This window comes from Leptospira barantonii, assembly GCF_002811925.1.
Classification (GTDB): Bacteria; Spirochaetota; Leptospiria; order Leptospirales; family Leptospiraceae; genus Leptospira; species Leptospira barantonii.
Genome location: NZ_NPDS01000008.1, coordinates 172,514 through 186,873, shown reverse-complemented (window position 1 = coordinate 186,873; position 14,360 = coordinate 172,514). Strand labels below are relative to the sequence as shown.

Below are 14,360 nucleotides of genomic sequence, written 5' to 3'. Positions count from 1 at the left end.
ATAAAATCATTGATCTTTTTATAAAATTGAGGATGTTTTCGGGCCGTGGAACGCGATCCGACAAACTTTGAACATTCTCAAGAACTTTATGAAATTCTTGTGAATCAAATTTCAGATTCGATTCTCGTAACCGATGCGATTTTGGATTCGCCCGGTCCGAAGATCATCTTTGCAAATCCGGCTTTTTGTGCGATGACCGGTTATCAAAGTTCGGAACTCATCGGTCAAACTCCCCGTATTCTGCAAGGTCCTCTTACCAATCGAAAAGCTTTGGGAGATTTGAAACGTTCGCTTGCACAAGGCAGGGACTTTTCGGGTGAAACCGTCAATTATAAAAAAGACGGAAGTCCATACAACGTCGAGTTGCACGTATCGGCGATACGGGATGCAAGCGGAACCGTTCTTTACTTTATCTCGATCCAAAGAGACATCACCGAAAAAGTAAAAAAGGGAGAATCCGCAACAAGACGTCTTCGTTTGGAAATGGGAATCACTTCTGCGACGCAGATTCTTTTGTCCTCTTCCGTGGAACTAAAAATTCTAAAATACGCGATGGAACAATTTTTGGTCTTTGTGGATTCGGAAAGATTGTATCTGTTTAAGAATTCCGAAAACGCGAATTCCGCCGAACTTTATCTGGAAGTCAGCGATCCTTCCTTGGATACTTCCAAAATTCCGATGACGAAAGTCGTTTCGTATAAGGATCATTACTCGCGTTGGAAAAAGATTTTTTCATCCGGCGGTTATCTGCAGGGAAACGTCGGCGAATTTCCCGAAAACGAAAAACTCTTTTTTGCGCAAAGAGAAATCCGCTCCATAACCTTGATTCCGCTTTTTGTTTCGAACGAATGGTTCGGATTTGCGGGTTTTGAAAATTTCAAAATGACGGAGGTCGTGAAGGAGGAAATTTTTACGATCCGTACATTCGTCGATTTGATCAGCGTTTTTTTGGAAAGAAAAAACGTATTAGAAGAATTGAAAGTTCATAGGGAAAAGCTGGAAGTTCTTGTGGATCAAAGAACCGAAGAGTTGAATCTCCAAAAAGAAATGGCGGAAAAAGCCAACAAAGCCAAATCCGAATTCTTGGCCAATATGAGTCACGAACTGAGAACTCCCCTCAATTCCATCATCGGGTTTTCCAGACTCATGCAACTTCCCGATGATATGGAAAAAGAAAACAAATATAAGGATCTTATCTTTCATTCGGGCGTTCATCTTTTGAATATCATCAACGATATTCTGGACGTTTCCAGAATCGAAGCCGGTAAATTGGTATTGAACGAATCCGATTTCGATCTCAAAGAACTGACTTCCACTTCGGTTGAAATGATTCTCGGGCAAGCGATCACAAAAAAGATCGGAATGACTTTCGAATTTTTTCCCGAAGGAGCGGACTTCGAAATCAAAGCGGATCCGAAACGAATCCGACAGGTGATTCTCAACCTGCTCGGGAACGCGATTAAGTTTACCGAATCTTCCGGCGAAATATTAATCCGACTGGAAAGATTGGAGGATCGATTTCTTCTTTCGGTTCGAGATTCAGGAATCGGAATTCCTACTGATGAGATTCCGAATATTTTCGAAACCTTTTATCAAGTAAAGGGAGAAGACAGAGGCGCGTATGAAGGAAGCGGGCTCGGACTTCCCATCGTAAAAAAAATCGTGGAGGCACATCACGGTTCCATCGAAGTGGAAAGCGAACCCGGACGCGGTAGCAAGTTCAGCGTATTCATTCCATTCTCCATTTCCGAATCGAAGATAGACGTATCCTTGCCGTCGGCTTCGACTCAAAATCCGACTTCGAATCCTTCTTTGCAGGAAATGTTATATCCCGAAGAACTTAAGTCTCTATCGCTTCTACTCGCGATTCAGGATCGGATTTACGATAGAGCGATTGAAAAATATTTCATACATAACTCGCAAGAGTTCATTACGCTTCGTACCGTGAAAGATTTTTCCAAAATTTCACAAAAAAGCCTCGATTCTCATAGAATACTGCTATATGATACACGTCTGCTCTTGGAAGAAACGGCAGTTGTCAGATCCTTGAGAACCTTATTGAACGGGGACCCTAAGTTCAGACATCTCGTCCTTTTGGAAACAGCGGATATCCCGCTTCCGTTTCAGGAAGATCTGCTTCCTTTCTTCCCGGATTACACGATCCAGAACCCGTTTTCCTTAGATAAGTTGAAATCGATTTTAATCGAGATTGAGAAGGAGATATATCTTGGAGACCGAACTGAAAAAGAAGAATACTCTTCATAGAATTCCGAACGATCCGATTCTGATCGTCGAGGATAAACAAGAGAACAGTATTCTTTTAGAAAGTTTATGCGACGAACTCGGAGTGAAACACGAGGTTGCGGCTAACGGTGCCGAAGCCATGCAACTCATTCAAGATCGTAAATATTCGCTTTTTATTTTGGATCTGATGATGCCGGTGATGGACGGGCGTTCCTTTCTCGTAAAACTCAGAGAGGTTTATCCTAACGCGGTGGTTCTTGTCCAAACCGCGATCGACAGCAACGAGAAGATCATTGAAATCATGAAACTCGGTGTGTTCGATTATATTCTCAAACCGATTTATCCCGAAATTTTTCTCAAGGTTCTTCAGAAGGCTCTGAACTATTGTTATCTCAAAAACATGGAGGAGAATCTCGCGGAGATCGAAGGGCAAAAACTCAGAAGTCAGCTCGAATGGCTTACCTACAAAGAAACGATCCGTAAATCGGACAGCGAATCCTTCGAAAAAACTTCGATTCACAGTTTGAAAACTTCCCTTTCTCAAGGAAGCGGGATCGGAGCGATGACAAGTCTTTTGGATATGATAGACTCCGTTAAAATTCAGGACGGGAATTTCTACAAGGTGGATAAGGAGGTTCTCGATCTTCTTCTCACCAATAACCGAATCACCAAAAACATGCTTCTCGGTCTTGAAAAACTTTTGAATTTGATCGATGAGGATTTTCTGCCTTCCGTGATTTCTTCCAAGGACGTTCTGGATAAAATCAAAGAGTTACCCGAGGGTTTGAATTCTTTTTTGACATCCAAAAAAGTATCCGTCAATCTTCCCGTATTAAAAAGAGAATATAAGATAAACGTAAATCTTTCCCTTTTGTATTTAGCGATGGAGGAATTGTTTCTCAACGCTTTTAAATATTGTTCCTCCAATTCTCCGATCGAAATTTTCGCGAACATCAATCAAAGTTATTTCTGTATCACGTTTAAGAACCGAGTGGACGTAAAACCCTACGGAGGAATTCCCGAAAAGTTCGAACAACTCGTGATCCAACCCTTTTTTCGAATTTATCCGCCCGTTGAAAACGTAAGCCATCTGGAGAAATTCGGTCTCGGCCTGGGACTTACCGCGGTGGATCATATCGTCCGCAAACACCACGGTCTCTTTTTTATACACAACGCGAACGATCATACTTCCGAAGACGTAAGTCTTTGTGTTCTCGCGGAAATTTTTATCCCTCTGGTTTGATAAAGGAGAAAGGAAAGAATGAAACGAATTCTCATCGTGGACGACTCGGCCGTTTTTAGGAAAATTCTGAACCTGCATCTGAGCAATTCGAATTTCGACATACTCGAAGCCGTAGACGGTCAGGACGGTTTGGACAAATTGCAAGGCGACAAGGTGGATTTAATCGTCAGCGACATGAACATGCCGAATATGGATGGGATCACTTTCGTAAAGGAAATCAAAAAAGATCCTAAGAATAAGTTCACTCCGATCATAATGCTTACGACCGAATCGCAAGAAGAGGTAAAAACGGAGGGAATGGCCGCGGGCGCGAGGGCGTGGCTTACGAAACCGTTCTCCCCCGAAGAGCTGGTGCAGACGATCCATAAGCTACTTCCTTGAGAAAAGTATATGTCATTTTCATTATATACAAATCCTGAAATATACAAAACGAAGGATTCTCAGTCCTCCGGTTTGAAAGTAACCGTAGAGGGCGAGCTAACGATCTACGAAGCCTCCGAATTTAAGGAGAAGCTCGACGGAGTGATGAAAGATTCTCCCGTTTTTTTAGAAATCGATCTTTGGAAGATCGCGAAGATGGATACTTCCTGTCTTCAGATTTTACTGGCTCTTAAAAAGGAAGCCAAACGAAAGGATGCGAGCGTGCGTTTCGTAAATCACAGTCATAGTGTACTTCGATTGATCGATCTCTTCGGGCTTACCGGGTTCTTGAGAGATAAGATCAAAGTTTCCAAGGAAGAACGCGGAGAATTTTCGTTTCAATACGGTATGAATAAGGATTAAAGATGGATCTTTCCGAGGTCAGGGACACGTTTATATCCGAATCCGAAGAATTGCTTTCCTCTATGGAATCCAATCTTTTGATTTTGGAAAAGGATTCTAAAAATACCGAAGGAATTCATTCGGTATTTAGAACGATTCATACGATCAAAGGAACTTCGGGGATGTTCGGCTACGAACCCATCGAAACGTTTACGCACGACGTGGAAACCCTTTTGGATCGAATTCGATCGGGGAAACAAAATCTTACCAAAGAAGGAATCGAATTTTTATTTTTAGCGTGTGATCATATCCGTCATCTTGTGGGAATCGTTGGCGATACTCTTGTGTTGGATTCCAAGACCTCGCATAGACAAGCCGAGCTCATTCAACTCGTCAAAAAACTTCTTTCCGAAACCTCCGCCCAAGAAACACAAGCGACCTCTCATTCCGGGAAGAATGGAGAATCAAAAAATAATGCGACATCGTCGGAGTTCGATCTTACTTCCACGTCTTCGTATTGGCAGATCACTCTCATTCCGAACCCGCATCTCTACGAGTCAGGAATGGATCCCTATACATTCATCAAATATCTGTCTCAATCCGGAAAGATCAGACATCTTTTCGTGTATCCGGATTCGATTCCCGATTGGGAAAGTTTTAATCCGGAGCTTTCGTATCTCGGGTTTGAAATTTCTTACGAATCCTCCTCGGATGGAAATGAAATTCATTCTACGTTTCAGTTTTTAAAAGAAGGAAGTTATCTTAAAATTCTTCCTCCTCAAAGCTCTTTACGTTTATTTGCGGAGAACTGCGATGATTTTCCATTAGGCAAAGAAGTGTATTTAAACGCCCTTGAAATTCAAAAAGCGTTAACCGAAGAAGAACTTCTGAAACTAAGAAACAAATCCGATGTCCCGGATTCGAGGGAAAGTTCAAGTTCATCAATCGAATCAAATCCGTCTTCTTCCGGCTCCTCTTCCCTTACGGAGAATGGAAAAGAATCCGAAGCGCTCAAGATGCAGACCAAAACGTTGAGAGTGGATTCGTCCAAGATCGACACGTTAATCGCTCTTGTCGGCGAGCTGATCACCCAAGAAGCGAATCTAAGTAGAAGGATTGGAGATACCGAAGACACACAGTTGATCGAAAGTTCGGAATCCTTGTATCGTCTCGTCAGCGAAATTCGGGAGTTTGCTCTCAGTCTTCGTATGGTCCCGATCGCGGATCTTTTTGAAAAATACAAACGAGTCGTGCGCGATCTTTCCAAAGAACTCAACAAACAAGTGGAACTTGAGATCATCGGCGGAGAAACCGAACTCGATCGATCCGTGATCGAAAAAATCGCAGACCCGATCGTTCACATACTACGAAACGCACTCGACCACGGAATTGAAACCTCCGAAGAAAGAATTCGAAAAGGAAAACCCGCAACGGGTAAACTTCAAATCCAAGCAAGTCACGGCACGGGAAGTATATTGATCGTGATTCAGGACGACGGGAAAGGTTTGGATGCTGAGAAGATCGTCGACAAGGCGATTTCAAAAGGATTGATCACGAGAGATCAGAATTTATCGGAATCGGAAATTTATTCACTGATCTTTCAGCCCGGATTTTCAACGGCGGAACAAGTCACCAATCTTTCCGGTCGTGGCGTGGGTATGGACGTGGTTCTTCGAAACATAGAATCCTTACGCGGAACCGTTCAGATTCAAACCATAAAGGATCAAGGAAGTTCCTTTCAGATTCGTTTGCCTCTTACTCTTGCAATCATAGACGGCTTCTTAGTGAAAGCTTCCGGTCTTTACTTTATCGTGCCGATGCAGATGGTGCGGGAAACCGTGGAATCCAAGGTCGTATTGAACGGTTCCTCGTCGGGAACCATGAATCTGCGCGGAGAACTTTTGCCGGTCCTTCATCTTTCCGAATTTCTAGTTTTGGAAAGATCCGTATTTGAAAAAGAGAATATTCTCATATTGGAATATGAGGACAAATCCTTCGGAATTGTGGTGAACGATCTCCAAGGAGAGGTTCAATCCGTGATCCGCCCCATGGCCGAAGTTTTCAAAAACATCAAATGTTTCAGCGGAACTTCGATCTTGGGAAGCGGAGAAATCGCATTTATACTCGACGTTCCGGGTTTGTATAACTCGATTCGAGACCAGGAACAAAATAAGAATCGGGAGTTTGCCGCCAAGACGAGTTAAGGAATTTAGGAATCATTTTACAGATATTGAATGTGGAGAAATCAGATGTTTCGAAAAAACTTAGGAATTTGGATCGGACTGGCTATCACCATAAACGGATTCGTTTTTTTATCGCTTCAAAACTTTCGGAGTTCGACGCCCGTTTTAGGAACGAACAACGGAGAACGATTGGAGTCCTTACGACGATCCGGAGAGACTTTTTTGAAAACGGAGGATTCATTCGCCGATTTTTCCATGCATCTTGCCCTCGGAAAGGATAAGGAAACTCTGCTCGAGGACCTTGACGGAATCAAAACCGATCTAAAAAATCTGAAATCATTTTTGTCCGATTCGGAATCCAAAGACGATTTTTCGATTCGTAAGTTCGACAAAAAAATATCTTCCCTTTTTACCTCCCTGGATGAATTGAAAGAAAAAATTTCATCCTCTAAGGACTTAAAAAAAGATTCCCCTATTCTTCTGAAATCTCCGTTCTTTGCGGATCTTTCCGACTTTAGACAAAGTAGGACGGAATTTTATAAGGAACTTCTCAAATCAACGGAATCGGCTTCGGTCGCGATCGTTCCTGCGAGCACGGACAATGCGTTCTTAATTACAATTTTAGAATATACCGGAGTTTCGATTCTTTTGATTTCATTACTCTGGTGGTTTAGTAGAAACAGTCAAAATATCATTCTCAACTTGGAAAGAGAGTTCTTAAGAATGAGAACCGCCGTGGACAACGTTACGACGAACATCATGATGTCGGATCGGAATCTAAACATCGTGTATATGAATAAGGCGATTCGGGAAATGTTCGGTAAGGCGGAGACGGATATCAAAAAACAACTCACCAATTTCGATCTTGGAAGTTTGATGGGAACCAATATAGATATCTTTCATAAAAATCCGGCGCATCAAAGAGGGCTTTTAAATCAGCTCAACGGAACGTTTAAGTCGTCAATCTCCATCGGCGGCAGGGATTTTGATCTGATCGCAAATTCGATTACGGACGTAAAAGGAAACAAACTTGGTACGGTCGTGGAATGGAACGACGTGACCGAACAAAACAAGGTTCAAAAACAAAGAAAGATCGAAAACGAGGAGCTAACGCGCGTTAAGGTGGCGTTAGACAACGTGACGACGAACATCATGATGGCGGATCGAAATCTGAACATCGTGTATATGAACAAATCGATCCGTTCCATGTTTCACGTCGCGGAGGCGGATATCAGAAAACAATTCGCGAGTTTCAACTCCGGCGCGTTGATCGGCACGAACATTGATACCTTTCACAAGAATCCGGCGCACCAAAGAGGACTTTTGGATAAATTAACGGATACGTTCCGTTCTTCGATTTCTATCGGAGGAAGAACATTCGATCTGATCGCAAATCCTATCGTAGATGAAAACGGAGACCGTTTGGGTTCCGTGGTGGAATGGAGCGACGTGACCGAACAGAATAAGATTCTCGAACAAAGAAAAATCGAAAACGAAGAATTGATTCGAGTCAAGGTCGCTTTAGACAGCACGTCGACGAACATCATGATCGCGGATAACGAATTCAATATTCGTTATATGAATAAGGCGGTTGTGCAGATGTTCGAGATCGGAGAAGCCGATATCAAAAAACAATTCGCTCACTTCAATCTCAAAGCCCTTATCGGAGCGAACATCGATCAATTTCACAAGAACCCGGCACATCAAAGAGGTGTATTGAGCAGTTTTACCGGAATTCATAAGGCTACGATTAAAATCGGAGGAAGGACGTTCAATCTCATCGCGAACCCGATTTTGGACGTGAGCGGAAAACGTCTCGGTTCCGTGGTGGAATGGTCGGACGTTACGAGCGAACTTGCCGTTCAGGATGAAGTGGAAGGAATCGTAAACGCCGCCGCAAAAGGAAACTTTACGACTCGGATCTCGCTCGATTCTAAGACCGGGTTCTTTCTCAATCTAAGTCAATCGCTCAACCAATTGTTGGAGGTGAGTAACGTAGGTTTGAACGAGGTCGTGGATGCTTTGGAAAGAATTTCCGCAGGAAACCTGACTCAAAAAATAACCAACGAGTATCACGGAACTTTCGGAAAGTTAAAAGAATATTCCAACGTCACGATGGACAAACTCAACGATATCATCGGTGATATCATCGTACGTTCTTCGAGTCTTGTAACATCGGCAACCGAGGTTTCATCGACGGCGAATTCTCTCAGCCAAGGAGCTTCGGAACAAGCCGCGAGCGTAGAGGAAACAACTTCTTCCCTGGAGGAAATGACCGCTTCCATCGATCAGAACGCGCAGAATTCTCGTCAAACGGAACAGATCTCTTCCAAATCCTCTAAGGATGCGGAAGAAGGCGGAGCCTCGGTGATCGAAACCGTAAAAGCGATGAAACAGATCGCCGAGAAGATCAGCATCATCGAAGACATAGCCTATCAGACCAACTTACTCGCGTTAAACGCCGCGATCGAAGCCGCAAGAGCCGGCGATCATGGAAAAGGATTTGCGGTAGTCGCATCCGAGGTTCGTAAACTCGCCGAAAGAAGTCAGAAGTCCGCGAATGAAATCAGTAGTTTAGCGGGAAGTAGCGTCGCGATCGCCGAACGCGCGGGAGATTTGATTTCTCAGATCGTTCCTTCGATTCGAAAAACCGCGGACCTTGTGCAAGAGATCACCGCGGCCAGCGACGAACAGGCCGCGGGTGTTTCCGAAATCAACAAGGCGATGGGACAACTCGATCAGGTTTCTCAACAAAACGCATCGGCTTCGGAAGAGTTAGCCGCGATCTCGGAAGAGATGAACGCACAAGCGGAACAACTCAGGGAATCGGTTCTGTTCTTTAAGATTTTGGACGGTGACAAACGAATGAGCAACGGCGGAGGTTTGATTCATCGGGATTCGTCCGAGACCGGAATTCTCAAAACGACTCCGACAACTCGAAAGGATTTAGCCAAAGGTAAAACCGACGGTTTCGGATTATCGTCAACGACCGAAAAGTTCGAGAAATATTAAGAGGAAACCGATGAACAACGCATTGGAGGAAAACCAGTTTCTTACGTTTTATCTCGGAGATGAATGTTATGGAATTGGAATATTAAATATCAAAGAGATAATCGAATACTCCGGTTTGACGAACGTTCCATTGATGCCCGAGTTCATTCCCGGTGTGATCAATCTGAGAGGAAACGTAGTTCCGGTCGTGGATCTAAAACATAAATTCTTTAAAAGTAAGATAGAACCCGATCGAAAAACCTGCGTAATCATCGTCGAACTCCATTCTCAGAGAAACGAGGATCATAAGGAAAAGACCGATCTCGGAATCCTAGTCGAATCCGTAAACGAGGTCGTTTCGATTCCGGGCAACGATATCGAACCCGCCCCCACCTTCGGTTCGAAGATTCGTGTGGATTTTATACTGGGGATGGCGAGACAGGAGAACGGTTTCATCATCATCTTGAACACGGAAAAAATTCTCAACTTGGAAGAACTGAGTTCGCTTGAAGAAAGTCCTCCGGTTGAGGCTCTTGTGGAGAACGCATGACGGAACCGGATACGATCCGGGATCTTTTTCTACAGCCGGGCGGTTTTTGTTGGGGTAGAAGAAACCTAAGAATCAGAACCCTTCTCGGTTCCTGCGTTTCGATTTGTTTCTGGAACCCTTCTCGGTTATACGGAGGAATGGCACACGTTATGCTACCTTCTCGACCGAACGGAGACGTTCGTCCGAGCTTGGATGCAAAATACGCTGACGACGCGCTTCTTCTTTTTTTTGAAAAGATAGGACAGACCGGAGGACGAAGCGGCCACTATCAGATCAAACTTTTCGGAGGGGCTTCCATGTTTTCAACGGAAGAGGAAAAACTTTTCGAAATCAAATCGGAACGGGATATAGGAATGAAAAACATTCATTCGATCCGCGAACTCCTCGATAAAAATCGTCTCGCAGTTACTTCTGAAGATCTCGGAGGATTTTCGCATCGAAGGGTTTTCTTTTCTCTTTGGGATGGAGAAATTTATGTTGAGAGGCCGGAAAACGCATGATTCGCGTTTTTATCGTGGATGATTCGGCTGTAGTTCGTCAGGTTCTTACCCAAATTCTGAGTAAGGATCCCGAAATCGAAATTGTAGGATTTGCGTCCGATCCGATCTTCGCATCGGAAAAACTTTCCTCGGTTTGGCCGGACGTTTTTATCCTCGATGTGGAAATGCCACGTATGGACGGAATTTCTTTCCTAAAAAAAATCATGTCTGAAAAACCGACGCCCGTGATCATCTGTTCTTCGTTAGCCGAAAAAGAATCCGAAACGGCGGTGCTCGCCATGAAACTCGGAGCGATCGACATCATCGAAAAACCCAAAGTCGGTTTAAAAAATTTTTTGGAGGAATCAGAAATCCTTTTTACGGATTCGATCAAGGCGGCTTCCAAGGCTCGACTCAAGTTTCATTCTTCGCACAACGGCGATTCGGGTTTTTTCGAGAATCACAAACAAACCAAAGCCGACTTTTCCAAGATCAGCACGACGGATAAACTCATTGCGATCGGAACTTCCACCGGAGGAACTCAGGCCTTAGAATTCATTCTCACACAATTAAACGTTCATTGTCCCGGCATTGTAATCGTACAACACATGCCCGAAAAATTCACCGAAGCATTCGCAAATCGACTCGATCAAATCTGCGAGATTCAAGTAAAGGAAGCGAAGGACGGAGATAGAATCCAATTGGGTTCCGCATACATCGCCCCCGGAAACAAACACATGGAGATTTATCTAAGCGGCGCTCAATTTCACATTCGCGTTTTGGATGGTCCTTTGGTCAACCGTCACAGACCTTCCGTGGATATTCTTTTTAATTCGGTCGCGAAGGTTGCGGGTAAAAATGCGAAGGGAATCATCATGACCGGAATGGGAAACGACGGTTCAAACGGTCTGTTGAGAATGAAACAAACCGGAGCGTCTACGATCGCTCAAGACGAAACTACTTGTGTTGTTTTCGGAATGCCAAAGGAAGCGATCTTGAAAGGAGCCGTGGACACCATTCTCCCTTTACCCAAGATCGTAAAAGAGGTTCAGAATTTTTAAAGGCTCAAACGGATTCGGGGTAAGGATAAAAAAACGGCGAACCCATATTCATGGACCCGCCGTCGTTTTTCGTTAGGTGAAAACGCTAAAAAAGAATTTTTAAACCAGGCTGAGTGTGGTTTTCTTTTTTCTGTCCGCAATTTCCGCTTCCGTTTCGATATGAATCACCTCGTCCGGAACGATTTTGAAAATCGTTTGTCCTTTCGAAATGATCTTTCCGTCGCTGTCGTTTAATAAAATCTCTTTTACGGTTCCGCTGAAAGGAGCCGAGATCTTGTTGAACATTTTCATAACTTCCACGATGAACAAAGGTTGTCCCGCTTTAAAATGATCTCCTACGTTGACCATAGGAGGAAGATCCGGAGCTTCTTTGGAATAAAACATTCCGCCCATAGGAGCCACGATTTCGTCCGAGCTTGCCTTCGGAGGTGGAGCCAAGAACTTGATAAACGCGTCTCTTGTATCAGCCTTTTTGAATTCTTCCGGAATGATCGCTTCGAGTTTTTCATCCACGCTCAGGTTGTAAAAACCGGAATTCAAACCGGCTGAAGGAAGGAGTTTCAACAACTCGAGTCCCACCTGAAAGCCGTTATGCGATTGAACTACGGAAGCCGAATGCGCCGAGTCCACACCGCCGATCGATTTGCCGGAGTTTAAAGCGTTTACGAGTTCGATCGAATCCGCCGCGATTCCGCTTCTTTTGGAAAGTTCCTGATAAAAGGAAAGAGCTTTCTGAAGAATTTCGTTATCGTGATCCCAGATCTGTTCCGATGGAGGAAGATTCGCGTCCGCTTCCATGTTCAGATAGTGATACAAATCGGAAAGAACGAAGATTGGATTTCTAAGCCATTCAATCTTGGAACCGGAAATTTTCCAGGAACGGTTCAAATGATAACCGATAAAACCGGCCACTAAATGCGCGTCCTTGAGAATTTCTCCGATCGGTCTTGTGATCAATGTCAGTTTTCTACCGAGAATCTTCTTAGCGTCCGCAGACGGAGACTCTGAAATAAATTTCTTCCAAGCGATTTCCAAGTCCACGTCTTTCGTGATCTTTTCGAGAGCTCCCACTCCGGCGAGATAAGAAATCATAAACGCGGTGGAAGGTTTGAACATAGCGTCCTTACCGAGAATCCAGTTGATCAAACCGTAATGAACCAAAAGGTTCGTTTGAAGATCGTATCCTCTGAGTTCGGTTTTTCTCAGAATATTTCCCAAACGAACCAGGTTGTCCGTACGGTTTTCTCCGTGAGAAATGAGAAGCGCGATGTTCGAATCATACGCTCCGGCTACTTTATAATGTACGAATAGACCCATATCCGGGTTGCGAATACTGATCCCTTGATCGTCTCGGATTTCATCCGGAAGAGGTTTGGACCAGTTCATAATCACGCCGCCCGCGTGCGGTTGAATCGCTTTGTTGGTCGCGTTGATACGCACTTCCGATCCGGAAGGATAACGAAGAATTCTTTCCGGTTTTTGAAGTCTTTTTCCGTGAAGGGAAAGAAGAGCCATCGCTTCGATCAAACTGTCTACTACGAAAAATTCGTTTTGATTTTCAGGATTCTTGAACTTCAAAGAATAAACCATCTCGGTCACTCTATGTTCCACCTGAATTCTCGTGTTCACTTCCATAAAGAAGTGATTGGTTCCTTCCACGATGGACTCGAACGTCGAAACGCTGTTGAGTTTTACCGCGGCTCCGAAACGTTCGGATTGTTCTTCCATTTCGCGAAGAACTTTAAGATCTCCTTTGAGAACTTCCGCTTTTTTAGGATGTGTTGCCGCGCACGTAGCGATTTCTTTTTCGAGAAGTTCCTGGGTTAAGGAAAGTTCGAGAAGTTTTTGTTCGTGCATCTGAACCGAACAATCTCTTCCACCCAGTGCGAGACACCATTCTCCGTTACCGATGAGCTGGATCTCGTTGTGTCTTGTGTTTTCGATGTTCAATTCGATGAGGAAGTTTTTGTTCGTTCCCGGTGCGGTAACCTTGGATTCGGAAAGAATTTCCTGAACCGCGCCTTTGACTTCTTCGATTTTGGAAACGACCCTTTGTCCCTTACCGCCGCCTCCGCCGATGTATTTAAAACGAATTCGATTTTTTGAATATTTTTCCCAAATCTTTTTCGTTTCCTTTTCGGCTTCCACTTGAAGATCCGCGATGGATACGAGTTCTATAATTTTAGAATATCCTAATTCTAATAACTTCTCCGCGTTGATTTCGAGCGATGCGGAAGAATCGAAAGTGAAATCGATTCCTTTTTCCTTTGCTAATTTTTCCAGAGCCTTTGCGTCGGGAGCTTTGGCGAGAAGTGCGAGAGAGGAAATATTATCCACACCCGGAGTCACGGAAACGTCCAGTTGTCTTGCGATTTTTTTCGCAGCATCCTTAGAACCCGCTTGGTTCGCAACGTAAGAAGCGGGACCCATAAAAACGACGCCGCTTTTTTCGATCGCTTCGATAAACTCGGCGTCTTCCGCCATAAAGCCGTAACCGGCGAAGATATGAGTGTATTTGTTGTCCTTTGCGATGGAGATGATCTGTTCGATTCTCTCTACCTTTTCTTCCTTACCGGCTCCCATATAATCGGGAACTCTGTGGATGTTGTGGGGAAAACGAAAACCTCTGAGTTCCGGCGCAAGAGCCATCGGATAAACGACCGAGTCTTTTTCGGAAAGAAGAATTCCGTATTCTCTGATTCCGATGGAATCGAAAATTTCCATCGCTTCCTTACGAACCGGACCACGACAAACGATCAGACATTTGATCGATTCCAACGAAAAAGAACGAATCCAAGCGGAGTTGGATTGATGAAACTGAATGCGATTGTTTTGAAAGTCGATCAT

Annotated in this window: 9 protein-coding genes and 2 pseudogenes; 10 read left to right on the top strand and 1 reads right to left on the bottom strand. The window is 44.1% G+C overall.

The window, feature by feature from the left end:
* Positions 1-45: 45 nt before the first annotated feature.
* The 10 genes and pseudogenes from CH367_RS17385 to CH367_RS17345 form a co-directional block, all read left to right on the top strand.
* A pseudogene (locus CH367_RS17385) lies at positions 46-1,737 on the top strand (PAS domain-containing sensor histidine kinase); the annotation flags it as partial.
* Between the two features lie 78 nt (positions 1,738-1,815).
* Positions 1,816-2,265, top strand: a pseudogene (locus CH367_RS21190) (PAS domain-containing sensor histidine kinase); the annotation flags it as partial.
* On the top strand, positions 2,228-3,487 hold the full coding sequence (locus CH367_RS17380) for a response regulator (RefSeq protein ID WP_100763755.1): 1,260 nt from the start codon (positions 2,228-2,230) through the stop codon (positions 3,485-3,487). The pseudogene CH367_RS21190 and the gene CH367_RS17380, both read left to right, overlap by 38 nt.
* Before the next feature lie 18 nt (positions 3,488-3,505).
* Positions 3,506-3,868 carry a response regulator gene (locus CH367_RS17375; protein WP_100763754.1) on the top strand — a complete coding sequence of 121 codons (363 nt, stop codon included), beginning with the start codon at positions 3,506-3,508 and terminating at the stop codon, positions 3,866-3,868.
* Positions 3,869-3,877: 9 nt separating this feature from the next.
* Positions 3,878-4,270: an STAS domain-containing protein gene (locus tag CH367_RS17370; RefSeq protein ID WP_100763753.1), complete on the top strand. Its 393-nt coding sequence runs from the start codon at positions 3,878-3,880 to the stop codon at positions 4,268-4,270.
* Positions 4,271-4,272: 2 nt separating this feature from the next.
* Positions 4,273-6,453 carry a chemotaxis protein CheA gene (locus CH367_RS17365; RefSeq protein WP_100763752.1) on the top strand — a complete coding sequence of 727 codons (2,181 nt, stop codon included), beginning with the start codon at positions 4,273-4,275 and terminating at the stop codon, positions 6,451-6,453.
* Between the two features lie 45 nt (positions 6,454-6,498).
* Entirely contained in the window at positions 6,499-9,444 is a 2,946-nt protein-coding gene (locus CH367_RS17360; RefSeq protein ID WP_100763848.1) for a methyl-accepting chemotaxis protein, read from the top strand.
* A gap of 10 nt (positions 9,445-9,454) precedes the next feature.
* Entirely contained in the window at positions 9,455-9,973 is a 519-nt protein-coding gene (locus CH367_RS17355; protein ID WP_100763751.1) for a chemotaxis protein CheW, read from the top strand.
* Positions 9,970-10,473: a chemotaxis protein CheD gene (locus CH367_RS17350; RefSeq protein ID WP_100763750.1), complete on the top strand. Its 504-nt coding sequence runs from the start codon at positions 9,970-9,972 to the stop codon at positions 10,471-10,473. The genes CH367_RS17355 and CH367_RS17350 overlap by 4 nt, the downstream gene beginning before the upstream one ends.
* The gene (locus CH367_RS17345; RefSeq protein WP_100763749.1) at positions 10,470-11,513 is read left to right on the top strand and encodes a protein-glutamate methylesterase/protein-glutamine glutaminase; all 1,044 of its coding nucleotides are present in this window, start codon (positions 10,470-10,472) and stop codon (positions 11,511-11,513) included. Before CH367_RS17350 ends, CH367_RS17345 begins: the two co-directional genes overlap by 4 nt.
* 99 nt (positions 11,514-11,612) lie before the next feature.
* On the opposite strand, the gene CH367_RS17340 is transcribed toward CH367_RS17345, so the two are convergent.
* On the bottom strand, positions 11,613-14,360 hold the full coding sequence (locus CH367_RS17340) for an ATP-binding protein (protein WP_100763748.1): 2,748 nt from the start codon (positions 14,358-14,360) through the stop codon (positions 11,613-11,615).

Bases quoted from the DNA above. Each gene is read 5' to 3' on its own strand.
- CH367_RS17365 (WP_100763752.1), top strand. From the start codon at position 4,273: ATGGATCTTTCCGAGGTCAGGGACACGTTTATATCCGAATCCGAAGAA.
- CH367_RS17370 (WP_100763753.1), top strand. From the start codon at position 3,878: ATGTCATTTTCATTATATACAAATCCTGAAATATACAAAACGAAGGAT.
- CH367_RS17355 (WP_100763751.1), top strand. From the start codon at position 9,455: ATGAACAACGCATTGGAGGAAAACCAGTTTCTTACGTTTTATCTCGGA.
- CH367_RS17340 (WP_100763748.1), bottom strand. From the start codon at position 14,360: ATGATCGACTTTCAAAACAATCGCATTCAGTTTCATCAATCCAACTCC.
- CH367_RS17360 (WP_100763848.1), top strand. From the start codon at position 6,499: ATGTTTCGAAAAAACTTAGGAATTTGGATCGGACTGGCTATCACCATA.
- CH367_RS17375 (WP_100763754.1), top strand. From the start codon at position 3,506: ATGAAACGAATTCTCATCGTGGACGACTCGGCCGTTTTTAGGAAAATT.
- CH367_RS17345 (WP_100763749.1), top strand. From the start codon at position 10,470: ATGATTCGCGTTTTTATCGTGGATGATTCGGCTGTAGTTCGTCAGGTT.
- CH367_RS17350 (WP_100763750.1), top strand. From the start codon at position 9,970: ATGACGGAACCGGATACGATCCGGGATCTTTTTCTACAGCCGGGCGGT.